At 71.3% G+C, this 16,967-nt stretch carries 19 protein-coding genes and 1 tRNA gene; 9 read left to right on the top strand and 11 right to left on the bottom strand.

Annotation, left to right across the window (positions count from 1 at the left end):
* Positions 1 to 7: 7 nt before the first annotated feature.
* The 3 genes from VEL82_01845 (at position 8) to VEL82_01835 (ending at position 3,197) form a co-directional block, all read left to right on the top strand.
* Positions 8 to 1,420: an MFS transporter gene (locus tag VEL82_01845; protein ID HXW66613.1), complete on the top strand. Its 1,413-nt coding sequence runs from the start codon at positions 8 to 10 to the stop codon at positions 1,418 to 1,420.
* A gap of 34 nt (positions 1,421 to 1,454) precedes the next feature.
* Positions 1,455 to 2,585: a citrate/2-methylcitrate synthase gene (locus VEL82_01840; GenBank protein HXW66612.1), complete on the top strand. Its 1,131-nt coding sequence runs from the start codon at positions 1,455 to 1,457 to the stop codon at positions 2,583 to 2,585.
* Positions 2,586 to 2,651: 66 nt separating this feature from the next.
* Positions 2,652 to 3,197: a hypothetical protein gene (locus VEL82_01835; GenBank protein HXW66611.1), complete on the top strand. Its 546-nt coding sequence runs from the start codon at positions 2,652 to 2,654 to the stop codon at positions 3,195 to 3,197.
* Positions 3,198 to 3,204: 7 nt separating this feature from the next.
* On the opposite strand, the gene VEL82_01830 is transcribed toward VEL82_01835, so the two are convergent.
* From VEL82_01830 to VEL82_01805, 6 genes are all read right to left on the bottom strand, one after another.
* The gene (locus tag VEL82_01830) at positions 3,205 to 3,606 is read right to left on the bottom strand and encodes a dihydroneopterin aldolase family protein (protein ID HXW66610.1); all 402 of its coding nucleotides are present in this window, start codon (positions 3,604 to 3,606) and stop codon (positions 3,205 to 3,207) included.
* A 2-nt stretch (positions 3,607 to 3,608) separates the two neighbouring features.
* Positions 3,609 to 4,364 (bottom strand): CDP-alcohol phosphatidyltransferase family protein, encoded by a 756-nt coding sequence (locus VEL82_01825; protein HXW66609.1) that lies wholly within the window; start codon positions 4,362 to 4,364, stop codon positions 3,609 to 3,611.
* The gene (locus VEL82_01820) at positions 4,361 to 4,987 is read right to left on the bottom strand and encodes a phosphatidylserine decarboxylase (protein ID HXW66608.1); all 627 of its coding nucleotides are present in this window, start codon (positions 4,985 to 4,987) and stop codon (positions 4,361 to 4,363) included. Before VEL82_01820 ends, VEL82_01825 begins: the two co-directional genes overlap by 4 nt.
* A 6-nt stretch (positions 4,988 to 4,993) precedes the next feature.
* Positions 4,994 to 5,305, bottom strand: a complete 312-nt coding sequence (gene rpsJ / locus VEL82_01815; GenBank protein HXW66607.1) for a 30S ribosomal protein S10 — start codon at positions 5,303 to 5,305, stop codon at positions 4,994 to 4,996.
* A 38-nt stretch (positions 5,306 to 5,343) separates the two neighbouring features.
* Positions 5,344 to 6,621: a translation elongation factor EF-1 subunit alpha gene (gene tuf / locus VEL82_01810; GenBank protein HXW66606.1), complete on the bottom strand. Its 1,278-nt coding sequence runs from the start codon at positions 6,619 to 6,621 to the stop codon at positions 5,344 to 5,346.
* Between the two features lie 106 nt (positions 6,622 to 6,727).
* On the bottom strand, positions 6,728 to 7,141 hold the full coding sequence (locus VEL82_01805; GenBank protein ID HXW66605.1) for a VOC family protein: 414 nt from the start codon (positions 7,139 to 7,141) through the stop codon (positions 6,728 to 6,730).
* Positions 7,142 to 7,297: 156 nt separating this feature from the next.
* On the opposite strand from VEL82_01805, the gene VEL82_01800 reads away from it, so the two are divergent.
* Both VEL82_01800 and VEL82_01795 read left to right on the top strand, forming a co-directional pair.
* Entirely contained in the window at positions 7,298 to 7,792 is a 495-nt protein-coding gene (locus VEL82_01800; GenBank protein HXW66604.1) for an acyl-CoA thioesterase, read from the top strand.
* Between the two features lie 2 nt (positions 7,793 to 7,794).
* Entirely contained in the window at positions 7,795 to 8,244 is a 450-nt protein-coding gene (locus VEL82_01795) for a multiprotein-bridging factor 1 family protein (GenBank protein ID HXW66603.1), read from the top strand.
* Here the strand turns inward: VEL82_01795 and argF are convergent.
* Positions 8,241 to 9,206, bottom strand: a complete 966-nt coding sequence (argF, locus tag VEL82_01790; protein ID HXW66602.1) for an ornithine carbamoyltransferase — start codon at positions 9,204 to 9,206, stop codon at positions 8,241 to 8,243. The genes VEL82_01795 and argF overlap by 4 nt on opposite strands.
* 106 nt (positions 9,207 to 9,312) lie before the next feature.
* On the opposite strand from argF, the gene VEL82_01785 reads away from it, so the two are divergent.
* Both VEL82_01785 and VEL82_01780 read left to right on the top strand, forming a co-directional pair.
* Positions 9,313 to 10,749, top strand: a complete 1,437-nt coding sequence (locus VEL82_01785; GenBank protein HXW66601.1) for a thiolase domain-containing protein — start codon at positions 9,313 to 9,315, stop codon at positions 10,747 to 10,749.
* Entirely contained in the window at positions 10,749 to 11,276 is a 528-nt protein-coding gene (locus VEL82_01780; protein ID HXW66600.1) for a Zn-ribbon domain-containing OB-fold protein, read from the top strand. The genes VEL82_01785 and VEL82_01780 overlap by 1 nt, the downstream gene beginning before the upstream one ends.
* Before the next feature lie 20 nt (positions 11,277 to 11,296).
* On the opposite strand, the gene VEL82_01775 is transcribed toward VEL82_01780, so the two are convergent.
* The 4 genes from VEL82_01775 to VEL82_01760 all read right to left on the bottom strand — a co-directional run bounded on the left by VEL82_01775 (position 11,297) and on the right by VEL82_01760 (position 13,505).
* Entirely contained in the window at positions 11,297 to 11,845 is a 549-nt protein-coding gene (locus VEL82_01775) for a hypothetical protein (protein HXW66599.1), read from the bottom strand.
* 80 nt (positions 11,846 to 11,925) lie between these two features.
* The gene (locus VEL82_01770; GenBank protein ID HXW66598.1) at positions 11,926 to 12,699 is read right to left on the bottom strand and encodes a hypothetical protein; all 774 of its coding nucleotides are present in this window, start codon (positions 12,697 to 12,699) and stop codon (positions 11,926 to 11,928) included.
* 188 nt (positions 12,700 to 12,887) lie between these two features.
* Positions 12,888 to 12,961: transfer RNA gene (locus VEL82_01765), tRNA-Phe, on the bottom strand.
* A gap of 19 nt (positions 12,962 to 12,980) precedes the next feature.
* Positions 12,981 to 13,505, bottom strand: coding sequence for a hypothetical protein (locus VEL82_01760; GenBank protein ID HXW66597.1), 525 nt, complete (start codon positions 13,503 to 13,505; stop codon positions 12,981 to 12,983).
* 144 nt (positions 13,506 to 13,649) lie between these two features.
* Between VEL82_01760 and VEL82_01755 the strand changes: the two genes are divergently transcribed.
* Positions 13,650 to 16,109 (top strand): DNA topoisomerase I, encoded by a 2,460-nt coding sequence (locus VEL82_01755; protein ID HXW66596.1) that lies wholly within the window; start codon positions 13,650 to 13,652, stop codon positions 16,107 to 16,109.
* Positions 16,110 to 16,231: 122 nt separating this feature from the next.
* Positions 16,232 to 16,954 carry a creatininase family protein gene (locus VEL82_01750; GenBank protein ID HXW66595.1) on the top strand — a complete coding sequence of 241 codons (723 nt, stop codon included), beginning with the start codon at positions 16,232 to 16,234 and terminating at the stop codon, positions 16,952 to 16,954.
* Positions 16,955 to 16,967 lie beyond the last annotated feature (13 nt).

Genomic DNA, 16,967 nt, shown 5'->3' with positions numbered 1-16,967 from the left:
TCGGACGATGGCGACCGCACTGCGCACCTGGCCGTCCCGGCTCGTCGCGCGGCCGTGGCTCCTCGCCTTCGTCCCGGTGAACGCGGCGACCGCGGGCTTCGGCGTCGTGCTGCCCCTGCTGATCCTGATCCCGCTGCACGGCAGCTGGGCGGACGTCGCGACCGCGGCGACGGTGTTCAACGCGGCCGTGATCCTCTCCTCGGTCGCCTGGGGCCACCTCGCCGACCGCTACCCCGCCCGCCGGATCTTCCTGGTCGTGACGTTCGGCGGGTACGCGGTCCTCTACCTGCTCCTCAGCCGGATCGATTCGCTGCCGGTGCTCTATGCCGTGTACACGGCGATCGGGCTCGTGGCGCCCGCGGGCACGAGCGCTTCGAACCTCCTCATCCTGGAGCGCTTCGGGGCGGCCGAGCGCGCGACGGCGTACGCTTCGTTCCAGGAGATGAGCATCGTCGGTTCGGTCATCGGGCTCATCATCGGCTACCTGTGGACGGTCAACAATGCCGCGCTCCTCTCGCTCGTCGATGTGCTCGCCGCCCTCGCCGCGGCGAGCGCGATCGCCCTGTGGTTCGGCATCCGCGAAGGCGAGGCTCGGGCCACCACCCGGGCGGTCGCGACGCATCCGGAGAGCCTCGCCTCCCGTCTCAAGGTCTCCGCGTCGCTGCACATCGCGATCCCGTTCTTCCCCCGCCGCCCGCGGCTGCGCCCCGGCGCGCTCGCCCGCTTCCGCCTCTGGGCGAAGGAGGAGATCCACCACGAGCTGCCGCTGCTCATGGCCGCGATGTTCCTGTTCAACTTGGGTTCGAACCTCTACAACATCTCCTACACGCCGTACCTCGTCTCGGTCGGGCTCGGGGTCGCCGCGATCTTTCTCGTGAACTTCTCGAACACCCTCGCCCAGACCCTGCTCTACCCCCTCTCGGGATGGCTCGCCAACCGCCTCGGACCGGATCGCCTCGTCCGCTCGTCCAGCTACGTCCGGGCGCTCGGTTACCTCGCCACGGCCGGCTTCACGTTCGCCGCGTTCCTCGATCCGCACGCCTTCGTGGCCAACTTCGTCGTCTTCGGCATCCTCGGCGGCGCGATCGCGATCTACACAACGGCGAGCTCGCTCATCCTCTTCCGCGGGCTCGAGCGGCGCGACGCCGGGGGGATCCTCGGGGTCAACAGCGCGCTCGGGGGCGCGGCGGCCGTGCTCGGTGCCGGCCTCTCGGGGGTACTCGCCGTCTACGGAAGCTTCCGCCTCGTCTTCCTGGTCGCCGCCGGCTGTCTCTTGGTCTCGATCCCGCTCTGGTCGGCCGCCTGGGTCGCGTACCGGGCGCGCCTCCGCGCGGCCAGTGGGCCGGCGGTTCCCGTCGAGGGGCCGGCGAAGGTGTCACCGGTGCGCTCGGAGGCGCCGGTCGCCGCGAAAGTCCCTTAACCTGTGCCCGTGTCGGCCGGGCACGGGGCGCGTCATGCCGGATCCGTCGGTCGTCCAGCGGGGCCTCGAGGACGTCGTCGCGCTCGAGTCCCGGATCTGCTTCATCGATGGCAAGCAGGGGCGCCTGATCTACCAGGGCTACGACATCCGCGACCTCGCGGCGCGCTCGAACTTCGAGGAGGTCGCCTACCTGCTGTGGTACGGTCGCCTCCCGAACGCGATGCAGCTCTCCGACCTGCGGCGCCGATTCGGGGAGCTGCGGACGCTCCCGCCGGCGTTCGTCGAGCGGGTGCGCTCGATGCCGGCCGAGGCGACGCCGATGGACATCCTGCGCACGAGCGTGAGCGCCCTCGCGCTGTTCGAGCCCGAGGAGGGCAAGCCGGGGGCGAGCTCGATCGGCGGCGCCCAGCGCCTCACCGCGGCGCTCCCGACGATCCTCGGCGAGTTCCATCGGCGTCGGGCGGGCCTGCCGCCGCTCCGCGACCGCCCCGAGCTCTCCCAGGCGGCCTATCTCCTCTACGCGCTCACCGACCGCGAGCCGACCGAGCTCGAGGCCCGCGCGATCGACGTCGCGCTGATCCTGCACGCCGACCACGAGCTCAACGCCTCGACCTTCGCCGCCCGCGTGACGGCCTCGACGCTCTCGGACCTCTATAGCGCCGTCACGAGCGCGGTCGGCACGCTGAAGGGGCCGCTCCACGGCGGCGCCAACGAGCGCGTGATGGAGCTCCTGGACGAGATCGGCACGCCCGACCGGGCGGAAGCGATCGTGAAGGAACGCCTCGCCCGCCACGAACGGATCATGGGCTTCGGGCATCGCGTCTACAAGGTCGAGGACCCGCGTGCGACGATCCTGCGGGACTGGTCGCGGCGCATCGGCGAGGCGAAGCACGATCTGCACTACTTCGAGATCCTTGGGCACGTCGAGGAGGTCGTCCACCGTGAGAAGGGGCTGTACCCCAACGTCGACCTGTACTCGGGCTCGATCTACTCCTTGCTCGGCATCCCGCACGATCTGTTCACGCCGATCTTCGCGGCGAGCCGCGTCGCCGGCTGGACGGCCCACGTGCTCGAGGAGTACCAGGACCTGCGCCTCATCCGCCCGACCGCCAAGTACGTCGGCGCGGTCGACCTGGTCTACGTCCCGGTCGCCGAGCGTCCGTGAGTCCCCGTCCCGCCGGTGCGACCGGCGGCTTGAAGTAGTACGAGCCCGCAGACCTCCCGTCAGCGGATGCGCGGCGGCCTCGTGGTCCTCGGCATCATCCTCGCGGTCCTCGGGGCGGCGCTCCTGTTCGTCCCGCTGCTGCCCCAGAGCAACGAGACCGTGACCTCGACCTCGTCGACCCCCTTCTACGAGGGCAGCGTCAGCGGCTATTCGCTCACCGGCTCGATCCCGGTCGCGGTCAGCTGGTCGACCAACGGCTCGGTCGCGGTCGAGGTGGCGGCCGCCACCGCGAGCTGTAGCGGCACTAACTGCGCGAACGTCTCGGGCGTCTCGGGGGTCACGTTCCAGAACGGGACGAGCGGCAGCTTCATGCTGGACCAGCCCAACGGCGGCACGGTCGTCATGGGAGTGATCTACTCGGGGAGCTCCGCCGTCGTCGTGACGTTCAAGATCACGACCGCCCTCGCGACGGTCGGAACGGTCCTCCTCATCGTCGGGATCGTCGTCCTCATCCTCGGGGTCGTGCTCCGCGGCAAGCCCAAGCCCGCCCCCGCGGCGATGCCGCCGGCGAGCGCCGCGCCCGTGGCGCCGCCCGGCCCTCCGCCGTCGTGATCCGCGCCTAGGCGCGTCGCCGGCTCGGCCGGGCCACGGCGACCCGCTCGACGCTCATCAGCGGATAGCGCAGGTCGGTGCGGTGCTCTAGGCGCGCCGTGACCGTGATCGGGCCGTCCCGGAGCTCCACGACGACCTCGAGCATCTCCGGGCTCAGGTAGCGGTAGGCGAAGCGGCCGGGGCCGACCGGCCCCCCGCGCTCGGGCCGGACGCGCGCGCGGACCCGGACGACGAACGGCTGCAGCGCCACCGCGCGTTCGATCGTCCGGGCGATCCCGCGCGCCGTGCGCGGGGCGACCGGCATGCCGAAGTACTGGTGGAACAGGCCCCCGAGCTTGACGCCCGCCTCGAACAGCAGCGCCTCGCGCCGCGTGAGCGTTGCGCGGTGGAGCGTTCGGGCGCCCGGCATCCTCAGGTCCCCGCGACATCGGGCGGGTGCCGGTCGACGGTGAACGGCCCGACGAGGAAGTAGCTCGCGACGCCCACGAGCAGGAACAGGGCCGCCGCATAGGAGACCGAATAGAGCGCTGAGGCGACCGCCGGATGGAACTGGAGGGGCAGGAGCGCGACGACCGCGGCCACGCCCGTCGCCGCCATCGTCAGGCGCAGCGGGGCCTCTCGGCGGATCTTCGGGAACGGGATCGGGACGACCATCAGGGCGCCGAGCACCGCCACGGCGACGACGATCGCGAGCGGCTGGACCGTCTGGAAGGCCGGCGAGTCGTGGAAGAGCAGCGCGACGATGAGCGCGAGCGCCGCCTGGGGGGTCGGTGCGCCGAGGAAGTAGGGGCGCTGGTAGCCACGGACCGTGAAGTAGACGAGTCGACCCACGGCGGCCGCAACGTAGCCGGCCGCGGCGGCGAGCATCGCGGTCTCCCACGGGCTCCAGAGGGCGATGTCGGAGGTGTGCACCGCGATCAGGAACGCCGGCGCGAGCCCGAAGGTGAGGCCGTCCGCGACCGAGTCGGCGACCCGGCCGAACGGGCTCGAGGGGGATGGACTGCGCCGCGAGAAGAGGCCGTCGAGGCCATCGAAGCCGATCGCGCTCGCGACCAGGAGCATCGCCCAGACCTTGTTGCCGGCGAGCACGTAGAGGATCGCGCCGAGACCGAGGAGGGCGTTCGCGAGCGTCGCCAGGTTCGCCGCGATCCGCCAGCGGTCGGTCACGAACCCTCCCGGGCGATCGTCGTCGTACCCGCCCGCATCCGGTCGCCGACGCGGACCGTCGGCGTCAGCCGGTCCGCGGGCAACACCACGTCGACCCGCGAGCCGAGGACGATCATGCCGAAGCGATCGCCCTTGCGACCGTCCCATCCGACCGGCACGAACGATACCAGTCGCCGCGCGAGGATCCCCGTCATCTGCACGACCTCGACCGAGCCCAGCCGCGTGGCCAGCGCGTAGGCGCGCTGGACGTTATGCTCCGCGTCCGGCCGGTAGGCCGGACGGAACCCCGCGCCCCCGTCCTCGATGCCTTCGATCCTCGCGTCCAGCGGCAGCCGGTTCACGTGGACGTCCGTCACGTTCATGAAGACAGAGATCCGCCAGCGCTCGCCCTCCCGCTCGACCGCTCGCACCACGCCGTCCGCCGCCGAGACGATCCCCTCGCCGGGCGCGCGCTCCGGGTCGCGGAAGAACACCGCGAAGAACGTCCAGAGGCCGGTCGCGACCACGAGCGCGACGAGCACGCCGAGCAGCCGTGGGAATACGCCCACGCCCACGAAGGCGGCGATCACGACGAGCACGGCCGCCGCCGCCGCCAGCGGTCGGCCGGCGCCCGGGGCGAACACGCGCGCTCAGCCGGTCAGCACGATCTCGATGTTGACGCCGTCGGGCACCTGGATCCGCATCACCTGGCGCAGCGCACGCTCGTCGGCGTCGATGTCAATGAGGCGCTTGTGGATCCGCATCTCCCAGTGGTCGATCGTGCTCGTACCCCCGCCGTCGGGCCCCTTGCGGACCGGAACCTTGAGCTTCTTGGTCGGCAACGGGATCGGCCCGGCGATCGCGACGCCGGTCTTCTGCGAGATCTCCCGGATCTGCTTGCAGATCGAGTCGACCTTGCGCGAGTCGGTCCCCGACAGCGAGATGCGGGCCTTCTGCGGCATGGATGGCCCCTTCCTCCGCCGGACGACCGAAGCGGCGCCTACTCGCGCTTCTTGATGTCGACGACGACGCCCGCGGCGACGGTCTGGCCCATGTCGCGGACCGCGAAGCGGCCGAGCTGCGGGAACTCCTTGTACTTCTCGAGCACGAGCGGCCGCTTCGGCGTGATCTTGACCACCGCGGCGTCCCCCGTCTTCAGCGTCTGGGGGTTCTCCTCGGCCGTCTGGCCGGTCTTCGGGTCGAGGCGCTTGAGGAGCTCGGTGAACTCGCAGGCGACCTGGGCGGTGTGCGCGTGGAACACGGGCGTGTAGCCGACCGTGATCACGCTCGGGTGGTTGAGGACCTGAATGTTCGCGGTGAAGCTCTCAACGACCGTCGGGGGGCTGGTGGTGGGGCCCGCGACGTCCCCGCGCCGGATGTCATTCTTGTCGATCCCGCGCACGTTGAAGCCGACGTTGTCGCCCGGCATCGCCTCGGTGACGGCCTCGTGGTGCATCTCGATCGACTTCACCTCGCCGGACTTGCCGCTGGGCAGGAAGATGATCTTGTCGCCGATCTTCATCTTCCCGGTCTCGACACGGCCGACCGGCACGGTGCCGATTCCCGTGATCGTGTAGACGTCCTGGACGGGCAGCCGCAGCGCCTTGTCCGTCGGCTTCTCGGGGACCTTGAGGTTGTCGAGCGCCTGGAGCAGGGTCGGGCCCTTGTACCAGGTCATGTTCGCGCTCGACTTGTTGATGTTGTCGTCCTTGAACGCCGAGATCGGGATGAAGACGACCTGCTCGGCGACCTTGTAGCCGACGTTCTTGAGCAGCTTGGTCAGCTCCTCCTTGAGGTCGTTGAACTTCGCCTCGGAGTAGTTGACCTCCTGGCGGTCCATCTTGTTGACCGCGCAGATCAGCTGGTTGACCCCGAGCGTCCGCGCGAGGAAGATGTGCTCGCGGGTCTGCTCCTGGACCCCCTCGGCCGCGCTGACTACGAGCACGGCCGCGTCGGCCTGGCTCGTTCCCGTGATCATGTTCTTGACGAAGTCACGGTGGCCGGGCGCGTCGATGATGGTGAAGTAGTACTTCTGGGTGTCAAAGCGCCGGTGCGCGATGTCGATCGTGACGCCGCGCTCCCGCTCCTCCTTGAGGTCGTCCATCACCCAGGCGAACTCGAACGTCGCCTTGCCCTTCGCCTCGGCCTCGGCCCGGTACTTGTCGATCTCCTCCTGCCGGATCACCCCGGTGTCGAGGAGCAGCCGGCCGACGGTCGTGGACTTACCGTGGTCGACGTGGCCGATGAAGACGATGTTCAGGTGAGGCTTCTGCGCCATTCCGATGGACTCCGGGCGCGGCCAAAAGGTACCCCTATATAGGCATTATCGCGCTCCACGCCGAGAGACGCGGCTCGAGCGTCCCGGCGCCGGCCCCGGGCGGGCGCTAGGCCGGACTCAACGCGATCTCGTTGCCGTCGGGGTCCGCGATCATGGCGCCCCAGCCCCACTCCTCCTTCTTGGGCGGGGCCGTGAACGTGACGCCGCGGGCGGCGAGCGCCGCGCACGCCGTCTCGAAATCGCCGGGCAGGCGGAGGTGGATGCCGGTGTTCCCGCGCTCGAGCGGCAGGCTGGGGTCGTACTCGGAGGTCTGGCAGAGGTGGAGTACGCCGTTCTGGCCCTTGCGCCCGACCGTCACCCAGTGGTCGAGCCGGTCGATCGCGTCGAGGCCGAGGCACTTCGTGTACCACTCGAGCGCGCGCTGGCGGTCGGAGACGACCACCGCGACGCTCGCGAACGTGGCCTTCGGCAGGGGCGGTGCGGCGCGGACGCTCTTCGGGTTCGACCGGGCGGACGACATGATGCGAGCCTCGGTGCGAGCGAGCTCGCCCCTGCCTAAGAGGCGGCCCCCGAGGTCGTGAAACGCCCCGATGCCGGCCGGGCCGTCGGCCGAGAACGAAACCTCTTTAGCGCGCGGCGGGGTGCCCGAGCCCCGTCGTTCTCCGAGGTCGTTCGCGTGCCCGCGCCCGCGTCCCGCACCGCCGACGAGAGCCGCTCGTCGGTCGTACGCCTCATGGTCCCGACGGACGCGAACTTCGCCGGCAACGTCTTCGGGGGCGTCCTGCTCGCCGAGGTCGACCGCGTCGCCTACATCACCGCGACACGGCACGCCAAGACCAACTGCGTGACCGCGTCAGTCGACCGCGTCGATTTCATCGCGCCCGTGCACGTCGGCGAGGTGGTCGACTTCGATGCCGCGCTCACCTGCGTCGGCCACAGCGCGATGGAGGTGTGGGTGCGGATCCGGGCCGAGCCCCTCGAGGGCGGATCGCCGAACCTCGTCGCGCAGGCCTACGTCACCATGGTCGCGGTCGACCGCGACGGGCGGCCCGTGGCGGTCCCCTCGCTCGAGCCGACGAACGACGAGGAGCGGACGCGGGCTCAGGAGGGACGGGCCCGCATGGAGGCGCGGCGGCGCAGCCGCTCGCTTCGGGAGCGATCGCGAGGGTAGCCATGTTGTGCGAGATGTGCGGCCGCGAGGCGGAGATGCTCAGCCGAGTTCGGATCGAAGGGACGGTCCTGCGCCTGTGCACGGACTGTGCGAGGTTCGGTACGCCGGTCGATCCGCCGCCGACCGCGCCTGCCGCGCGCCCGGGGGCCCCGCCGCCCCGCTACGGCGGAGGGGCGATGCGAGCGAGCAGCGGGCCGCGACGGCTCGAGGAACGGGACCTGTACACCGAGATCGGAGAGATGGAGCTCGCCCCGGACTGGGCGCGTCGCGTCCGCACGGCGCGCGAGGCCCTGCACTGGACGCCCGAGGACCTCGGCAAGAAGCTGAACGAGAAGAAGTCGATCGTCCTGAAGCTAGAGTCCGGGGGCTTTCGTCCGCCCGACGAGCTCGTGCGGCGTCTCGAGCGACTGCTCAAGGTCCGCCTGCGAGCGGACTCGACCCCCGTCGCCTAGCGGCGGGCGCGCCCGGTCGGGGCCCGCGCGCGCATGAGGTGCTCGAGGATCGCCTTTTGGGCATGGAGGCGGTTCTCGGCCTGCTCCCAGGCGACCGATTGGGGCCCGTCGAGGACCTCATCCGTGATCTCCTGGCCGCGGTGCGCGGGCAGATCGTGCATCACGAGCGCGCCGTCGTTCGCGAGGTCCAGAAGGTCGCGGTTGATCTGGAAGCCGGCGAAGGCAGCCTCGCGCTGGGCCGCCTCGGCCTCCTCGCCCATCGATACCCAGACGTCCGTGTAGAGCGCATCGGCGCCGAGCGCGGCCTCGCGCGGGTCGGTCGTGAAGGCGATGCGGGAGCCCGAACGCTTAGCGAACTCGCGGGCCCGCTGGACGATCTCGTTGGACGGACCGTAGCGGGGCGGCGTGGCGGCGGTGAGGTCGAGCCCGACGAGGGCGCCGCCGAGCAGCAGCGAGTGGAGGACATTGTTCCCATCCCCGATCCAGGCAAGCCGTCGTCCCCGAAAGCGGCCGCGCCAGCGCTCGCGCAGGGTCAGCAGGTCGCCGACGATCTCGCAGGGATGCTCGAGGTCATCGAGCGCGTTGATCACCGGGACGGTCGCCCACCGGGCGAGCTCGACCACGTCCGCGTGCCGGTACGCGCGGTAGGCGATCGCGTCCGCGTACCGGGAGAGGACGCGGGCGGTGTCCGCGATTGTCTCGCCGCGTCCCAGCTGCAGGTCGTTCCGCGAGAGGAACAGCGCGTGACCGCCCAGGTCGTGGATCGCCACTTCGAACGAGGCCCGCGTCCGGGTCGACGGCTTCTCGAAGAGCAGGACGAGGTTCGTGCCCGGCCGGCTCGCCCGCACGACACCGCGGCGGCGCTCCTGCTTCAGGCGCTCGCCACGGGCCAGGACCCGGTCGAGATCGTCGGCGAGGTCGGCGATCGAGAGCAGGTCCTTCGGGCCGGAGCGGGTCGGCATCCGTCCGGGGCGAGGGGGCGTCGGGGCTAAACCGTTGCTCCGGCGCCGGGGCGGGGACGAGGAACCTTTAGAAGCGGGCGCCGCTCGCCGCGAGCGGGGGAGCATTTTGCCGGTTCGTAGCAAGGCCCGACCGCGGGCCCGCGCCGCGCCGCCCGCCCGGCGGCGAACACCGAAGCGACTCACGCCGACCACGAAAGGCCGCCGGGTGTACATGGTGACCGGCGGCGTCACCAAATTCGCGAAGGCGCACCCGTCAATGGACTTCCGCCTGATGGTCAAGCGCGCCTACGATTACGCGCTCAAGGGGATCCCGAACCTCACGAAGGACCGGATCGACGGGACCCGGATCTCCTACTTCTCCGACCACTTCTCCCGCCAATTGAAGGCCGCGAGCATGGTCCAGGACTACCTCGGGATGAACCCGAAGGGCTCCGTGCGCATCGAGTGGGGCGGCGCCACCGGCGGGGAGTGCTTCCAGGCGGCGTACGAGGCCGTCGCGAGCGGGCGGATGGACGTCTGTCTCGGCGCCGGCTACGAGACGATGAGCCGGGTCGCGACCTGGAAGGGGAACGAGTTCATCGCGCTCGCCTCCGACACGAACTTCGACTTCCCGCTCGGGGGGTTCTACACGGGCTACTACGCGCTGATGGTCGTCCGCCACATCTACGAGTACCTTCGCCTGCGCAAGTTCGCGGGCGTCAAGGACGAACGCGAGGCCCAGCGCCTGGCGATCGCCGAGGGCAGCCGGATCATGAGCCTCGTCTCGGTGAAGAACCACCGCAACGCCCTGCACAACCCCTACGCCCAGTACCCCAAGCGCCTGACCGTCGACGACGTCCTGCGCTCGGAGATGATCAGCTACCCGCTCACCCGCGAGCAGATCTGCACGATGAGCGACGGCGCGGCGTGCGTCGTCCTGTGCACCGAGGAACGGGCCAGGGAGTTCACCGACCGACCGGTCCGCGTCATCGGGGTCGGGACCGGCACCGACACGATGCGGCTCGCCGACCGGCCGTTCGGCAAGGTGCCGCTGCTCCCCCACGAGCGCGCGAGCGACTACGAGGACCTGCCGTACCCGGGGATCCACTCCTTCCGGGCGGGCCGCGCGGCCGGCATCGAGGCCTACCGGATGGCGGGGATCACGCACCCGAACACCGAGCTCGACTTCATCGAGCTCCACGACGCCTACGCGTCGAGCGAGATCCAGACCTACGAGGACCTCGGGCTCTGCCGCTACGGCGAGGGCTACGGGTTCGTGGAGCGGGGCGACCCGTTCCTGAAGGGGATCGACTACGGTTTCCCGACGCCGCGCGCAGGCGCCATCCCCGTGAACCCGTCCGGCGGGCTCATCGCGTGCGGCCACCCGGTGGGCGCGACCGGCCTCATGCAGGGCGTCTTCGCCTTCTGGCAGCTCCAGGGCGCGATCGCCCAGCACTTCGGGGACCCGACCCTCCAGATCGCGAACGCCCGCCGCGGCGCGATCCACAGCCACGCGGGCACCGGCTCGGCGGTCACCGTCTCGATCCTCGAGCGGGGGTTCTGATGCGCGCGCGTCCGCCGACCTACACAAAGTTCCGCGACGTGCAGGCCGAGCTCGAGCGGAGCGGCGCGGCGATCTTCCGCGACGCTGAGCGCGTCGAGAGCCTCGTGATCCGGTACCCGTACTCGATCGCCTACATCCACAGTTACGCCGAGGACTCGCCGTTCTTCCTCGGCCTCGCCGAAGGTAAGCTGCGGGGCTCGAAGTGCCGGCGCCCGAAGTGCGGCTTCGCCTACGCGACGCCCCGCTCGCACTGCATGGTCTGCGGGGCCCCGACCGAGTGGATGGACCTTCCGACCGCGGGGCGCGTCCACTCCTGGACGACGTGCCACTTCGGCAGCGAGGCGTTCCTGAAGGAGACCCCGTACAACCTCGCGATGGTCGAGTTCGACGGCGTGGGCAGCCTGCTGCTCGTGCGCCTGCGCGATTGCGTCGAGTCCGAGCTGTATGTCGGCATGCCGGTCGAGGCCCGCTTCGACCCCGAGCCGAAGTACCTCGTGACGGACGTCTGGTTCGTGCCGAAGCGCTAGGGGTCCCGGCCCAGCCGCGCTCAGCCGTCGGTCGGCGAGCGCTTCCCCACGAGCGCGAGGATGTCCTCGTGGCCGCGCGCGAACTCGCGCGCGGGGATCCGGCGCGGGTCCCGGAAGCCGATCTCGCTCCAGGCCGGATGCGCCACGCGCTCGGGCCCCGTCCAGGCGGGGCGGAAGATGAACTCGAGGTCCCAGTGCGGGTCGGGACCTTCCGGCTCCGGTCGCTGGTAGGCCTCGGAGAAGACCGCGGGCGCGCCGGGCTCGAGCTCGACGCCCAGCATCTCCCGGCCGATCCGGCGGGCCGCCTCGCTCGGCGACTCGAACAGCAGGAGCTGGCTCGACGGCAGCATCCACCGTTCCGCGACACGAGCCGCTCGCGCCGGGCCGAGCGCGCCCCGCTCGGCCCACCCCGGATCCGGGTGGACCCGCCCGAGCAGGACCTCGCTGGCCCGCTCTGCCGGAGAGATCACGAGGAAGCTGCTCAGGCACATGCCGTCGCTCGGGACGACCGAGAACTCGTCCGACTCCGAGACCGTGCCCGGTCGCAGGCGGGCGAACCGGCGCTCCACGCACCGCGAGGGGCGTGGTCGGGAAGAAGTCTGCGGGGGGCCCGAGGGCCCCCCGGGGAAGGAGTTCGCGCGGGTCGGATCTACGCTGCGCCCGGTGGGGGCGGCGGCACCGATCCGCCGGTCGGGGGCGGTGGGGGCGGCATCATCCCGGGCGGAGGCGGCATCATGCCCGGTGCGGGGGCCGCGGCCGGCTTGCGCCGGCGCATGAGGAGCACCAGGACCACCGCGACGACCGCGATGACGACCACGATCGGAACGATCACGATCCACCAGTCGAACGGCGCCGGCGTGCCGGCGCTGGTCGTGCAGCTCGTGCCCGTGCAGGTCACTCCGCCGCCGCTGCCGCCACCGGAGTTGGTGTAGGCGCTGCCGATGTAGCTGACCGCACCGCTCGACTGCGTTCCGTAGAGCGCCCAGGCGTTGGCCGTGAAGCCGCTGGACGGGCCGACGAGGGTGATGTTGAGACTGATCGAGAGCGAGCTCCCGCCGTTCGAGAGCCCGTAGACGATCGTGCCGAAGCTGCCGCCCCCGCTGCCCGTGGTCGACTCGTAGTAGCCGAAGGTCGAGTTGTTGCTGAACGTGGCGTACGCCGCGGAGCTCGAGGTGCTGGTGCCGCCGAAGAAGAACGCGTACTCGTAGTTCTGGTTGTTCATCTGGAACGTTCCGGCGACGGTCATCGTCGCCGTCAGGTTGGGGCCGCCCGAGTAGCTGGTCGACAGGGCGGTCAGCGCGACGTCCGCGACGTTCGTGGTGGCGCTCTGGCTGAACGTCAGGTTGTAGCCCGAGCCCGCGGCCGACGCGAGACCGCTCGCCAGCACGAGGCAGGCGATCCCGGCGATCGTGGCGAGACCCATCCCTCTCCTAATCCGCTGCATGTTGCTCCGTTCGATTCGGGACCCGTACGCTCGCCGAACGCGGTCCGGCGGGCGCGGGACTCCGCGACAAAACGGGGCTCTGACGGATAAATCTGCTGGTCGGCGGTCCGCCGGCCTCGGCCCGCGAGGACGCCGCGATCGGCTCAGCCGCGCGCGCCGCCGGGGAGTGCCGCGGGCCGGGCTTGAACCGGCGGCTTCAAGATCTTCAGTCTTGCACTCTCCCAAACTGAGTTACCGCGGCACGCGAGCGCGACGGGTATCTACCGGGTATTATAGGTCTGGGTCGGAGCGTCCCCCGGCGCGCTCGGTATCGATTCGAGCAAATAGGCCGGCAGCGACAGGCGGGCGCGCGCGACCTCCTCGCGGGACACGGGCCGCCAGTAGGTGCGCAGGCGGCCGCAGGGCCGGCCGTCGTCGGTCTCCGACACGGCGACCACCTCCCGGCCGTCCGGCGCGAGCGCGCCGAGCCGCGCCCGCGCCACGTGGGCGCGCCCCACGCGCGGCAGCCGCTCGTGCGCGTAGGTGCCGGGTCCGGTGCTGACCATGAGCCGCCCTTCCAGCTCGAGGGCCGTCCAGTAGGACACCTCGTAGAGCACGAGGAAATGCAGGCCGGTGTGAAACAGCCCGGGCCATCCGACCTCGTCCGGCTCGGGCGTGAACCGGGTCGAAAGCTCGTCGACCCCGTCCGCGGCGACGCCCCGCTCGAACGAGAGCCGGAGCCCGCGCGAGTGGCGCGGGCCGCAGCCAAAGCAGGGGTTCTCGGGCGGGTTCTCGAGCGGTGCCATGACCTCCGCAGCCGGCCGGCTCTCTTGCGCTTTGGCTCACGGCGCCCTGCACGCCCGCACCGAACGCGCGCGCGCCCGTTCGGCGCCGGTTCTCGCCGGTGCCCGCGGGCATGCCTTATCTACGCCGCCCGACCTCGTTGACCCGTGGCTCCCACCCGGACCCTGGTGGTCGCGGAGAAGTTCAACACGGCCCTGCGGATCGCGGTCGTGCTCTCCGATGGCCGGATGAAGCGCTCGCGCATCGCGGGCACGAACGTCTTCGAGTTCGAGCGCGCCGACGGCCCGTACGCGGTGGTCGGGCTTCGCGGTCACATCGTCGAGCTCGACTATCCGGATGAGTTCCGCGAGTGGTCGCTCGGGACGCTCCCGCGGCTCCTCGAGACGCCGCCCCTCAAGCGCGTGACCGAGGGCGGCATCGTCTCGGCGCTCCAGTCGATCGTGCCGGGCTTCGACCGGTTGATCATCGCGACGGACTTCGACCGCGAGGGGGAGCTGATCGGCCTCGAGTGCCTCGAGCTCCTCCAGCGGGTGCATCCGACGATCCGCGTCGAGCGGGCCCGGTACAGCGCGCTCACGCGCGAGGAGATCGAACGCAGCTTCTCCCACCTCCAGACGCTCGACCAGGCCCTCGCGGAGGCCGCGGCCGCGCGCCAGGAGATCGACCTGCTCTGGGGCGCCGTGCTCACCCGGTACCTGTCGCTGACCGCCGGCCAGCGCGGACGGAGTTTCCTGTCCGCCGGTCGCGTCCAGACCCCGACTCTCGCGTTGCTCGTGGAGCGCGATCAGGCGATCAAGGAGTTCGTTCCTAGCCCGTTCTGGGAGATCCACGCCGAGGGCGAGGAGGGCGGTACGCCCTTCCCGCTCCGGCACGCCCACGGACTCTGGGAAAAGAAGGACGACGCCGAGGCGGTCTTCGCGCGCGTGCGCGGCGCGACGGAAGGCGAGGTCACCGCCTTCCGCGAGGAGGCGACGCGGCGGCGCCCCCCGCCCCCGTTCTCCACGACCCTGTTCGTGGCCGAGGCGACCCGCCTCGGCCTCGGCGCCGCGCTCGCGATGCGGATCGCCGAGGACCTCTACACGCAGGGGCTGATCAGCTACCCGCGCACGGACAACACGGTCTACCCGCGCAGCCTGGGGCTGCGCTCCCTCGTCGAGAAGTTCCGGGACGGCCCGTTCGGCGAGGCCGCGGAGTTCGTGCTCGGACAGCCTTCCTTCCGCCCGAGCCGGGGCCGCACCGAGACGACCGACCACCCACCGATCTATCCGACCGCCGCGGTCGATCCGAAGAAGCTGCGCCCGGACCATGCCCGCGTCTACGAGCTGGTCGTCCGTCGCTTCCTCGCGACCGTTGCGCCCGACGCCCTCGGGATCGCACGCCATGCCGAGATCCGCATCGCGGGCGAACCGTTCGAGGGGAAAGGACAGCAGCTGACCGACCCCGGCTGGTACCGCGTGTACCCGTACTCCCAGCCCGAAGAGTCCGCGATGCCGACGCTCGTCACAGGCCGGACCGTGCGGATCGTCCGGATCGAGCTCGTCCAGGACCAGACGAAGCCGCCGCGGCGCTTCTCCCAGGGCTCGCTGATCCAGGAGATGGAGCGGCTCGGCCTCGGCACGAAGAGTACACGGCACGATGTGCTGCAGAAGCTGTTCGACCGCCACTACGTGAGCCAGCGCCAGCTCGAGCCGACCTCGACCGGCATCGCGGTCACCGAGGCGCTGCGGGCGCACGCGCCCGTGATCACGCGCCCGGAAATGACCCATCGCCTGGAGGAGGACATGGAGCTCGTCGCCGAGTCCAAGAAGCCGAAGGCCGAGGTGATCGAGGAGTCGCGCGAGATGCTCCGCGAGGCGCACGCGCTCCTCGCCGCGAACGCCCCCGGGGTGAAGGAGACCCTGAGCGGCGCGCTCGACCGCCAGCACTTCGTCGGGCCCTGCCCCCGGTGCGGCGGGGCGCTCCTGTTGCAGCGGAGCCCGCGCGGCAGCCGGTGGATCCAGTGCGCCAACAACCCGGCCTCCTGCCCGGTCACCTACGCGCTGCCGAACGCCGGGTTCGTCGAGCCCGCCCCCGAGTTCCTCTGCGGAGTCTGCAAGGCGCCCCGCCTCAAGATCACGTTCCGGGGACAGCGCCCCGAGCTCTACTGCGTCAATCCGGAATGCGCCGAGCACCACCGCGCGTTCCGGATCGGCACCTGCCCCGTCAGCCGCCATCCGCTGGAGATCCGCTACTCCTTCCTCGGCAAGCGGTTCGTCGGCTGCACCGGCTACCCGGACTGCCGCGTGACCTATCCGCTGCCGCAGCGCGGCCGGCTCGACAAGGACCATCCGCCATGCCCGACCTGCGGCGCCCCGGTCGTCACCGCGATCGAGGCGGGCCGGCCTCCCTGGACCCTGTGTATCAACCCCGAGTGCCCGACGCGGGCGAAGGAGCCCGCCGCCCGCGGCGCGAAGAAGGCCGCGGCCCCCGCGCCGGCGGCGGGCCGGCGAACGCGCGCCGCGGGCGCCCCGCGGCGGCGCGCCGCGAGCCGCGGCGCGGCCCGCGCCAAGCGTCCGGCGTCGGCCGACGCCGTCCCGGCCGCCGGCAGCGTTCCCGCACCCCCGTAGCGACGCGCGAAGCCGAACGGGAGCACCGGCGGCACTAAGAGCTCGCCGCCGCCCTCCAGGACCCCCGGCCGTTCCGCGACCTCTCGCCCCGGGTTAAATACGCTCGGCCCGTCGAATCGTCCGTGACGGTGTCGCGCCGCCTGCTCGAGCTCGATTCGCGGACGTTCGAGCGTCGCCTGGCCTCGAACCCGCTCGTAATCGTGCCGGTCGGTGCCCTCGAGGCGCACGGTCCGCACCTACCGCTCGGGGCCGACCAGATCCAGGCGGAAGCGACGGCGGACGCGCTCGCCGAGCGCGTCGACGCCCTCGTCGCCCCGACGATCGCCTACGGCTCCGCGCCCGGCGCGCGCCGCTTTCCCGGGACGGTCTCGCTGTCGATCGCCCAGCTCGAGGGCCACGCGGCCGGCGTGCTCGCCGAGCTCGCTCGCACCGGCGTGCGACGGATCCTCGTCCTGAGCGGCCACGCCGAGCGCGGCCACATGGCGGCGCTGCGCGAGGCGGCGGACGAGGCGATGCGCGCGTACCCCGCGACCCGGATCGCGGTCCTCTCCGACTACGACTTCGTCTACGAGCTGCGGGGACGCCTCGCGCCCGAGAGCGACGGGCACGCCGGCCGGCTCGAGACCTCCAGAGTACTCGCGCTCGCGCCGGCGACGGTCGGTCCGCAGCGGCCGGTCGTCGCGAACCGTCGCAGCCCGTTCCTGCCGGGTCCGGGCTCGGAGAGCGAGTGGCCCGAGAGCGTGATCGGCGACACCACCGGCGCCTCGGCGGAGCTCGGGACCCGGGTGCAGGCCCACGTGCTCGACCGCCTCACCGAGACCGTTCGCTCGCTGCTGCCGGCGTAGGGGCGGCCGCGCA

The sequence above is a fragment of the Thermoplasmata archaeon genome, from assembly GCA_035622275.1.
Classification (GTDB): domain Archaea; phylum Thermoplasmatota; class Thermoplasmata; order Lutacidiplasmatales; family UBA184; genus Lutacidiplasma.
This window is presented reverse-complemented; position numbering and strand designations above follow the sequence as displayed.

What these genes read in the sequence shown, in the direction of transcription:
- VEL82_01845 (HXW66613.1), top strand. Translation starts at nt 8, where the DNA reads ATGGCGACCGCACTGCGCACCTGGCCGTCCCGGCTCGTCGCGCGGCCG.
- VEL82_01835 (HXW66611.1), top strand. Translation starts at nt 2,652, where the DNA reads ATGCGCGGCGGCCTCGTGGTCCTCGGCATCATCCTCGCGGTCCTCGGG.
- VEL82_01760 (HXW66597.1), bottom strand. Translation starts at nt 13,505, where the DNA reads ATGGCACCGCTCGAGAACCCGCCCGAGAACCCCTGCTTTGGCTGCGGC.
- VEL82_01840 (HXW66612.1), top strand. Translation starts at nt 1,455, where the DNA reads ATGCCGGATCCGTCGGTCGTCCAGCGGGGCCTCGAGGACGTCGTCGCG.
- tuf (HXW66606.1), bottom strand. Translation starts at nt 6,621, where the DNA reads ATGGCGCAGAAGCCTCACCTGAACATCGTCTTCATCGGCCACGTCGAC.
- argF (HXW66602.1), bottom strand. Translation starts at nt 9,206, where the DNA reads ATGCCGACCCGCTCCGGCCCGAAGGACCTGCTCTCGATCGCCGACCTC.
- VEL82_01795 (HXW66603.1), top strand. Translation starts at nt 7,795, where the DNA reads ATGTTGTGCGAGATGTGCGGCCGCGAGGCGGAGATGCTCAGCCGAGTT.
- VEL82_01805 (HXW66605.1), bottom strand. Translation starts at nt 7,141, where the DNA reads ATGTCGTCCGCCCGGTCGAACCCGAAGAGCGTCCGCGCCGCACCGCCC.
- VEL82_01770 (HXW66598.1), bottom strand. Translation starts at nt 12,699, where the DNA reads ATGGGTCTCGCCACGATCGCCGGGATCGCCTGCCTCGTGCTGGCGAGC.
- VEL82_01830 (HXW66610.1), bottom strand. Translation starts at nt 3,606, where the DNA reads ATGCCGGGCGCCCGAACGCTCCACCGCGCAACGCTCACGCGGCGCGAG.
- rpsJ (HXW66607.1), bottom strand. Translation starts at nt 5,305, where the DNA reads ATGCCGCAGAAGGCCCGCATCTCGCTGTCGGGGACCGACTCGCGCAAG.
- VEL82_01780 (HXW66600.1), top strand. Translation starts at nt 10,749, where the DNA reads ATGCGCGCGCGTCCGCCGACCTACACAAAGTTCCGCGACGTGCAGGCC.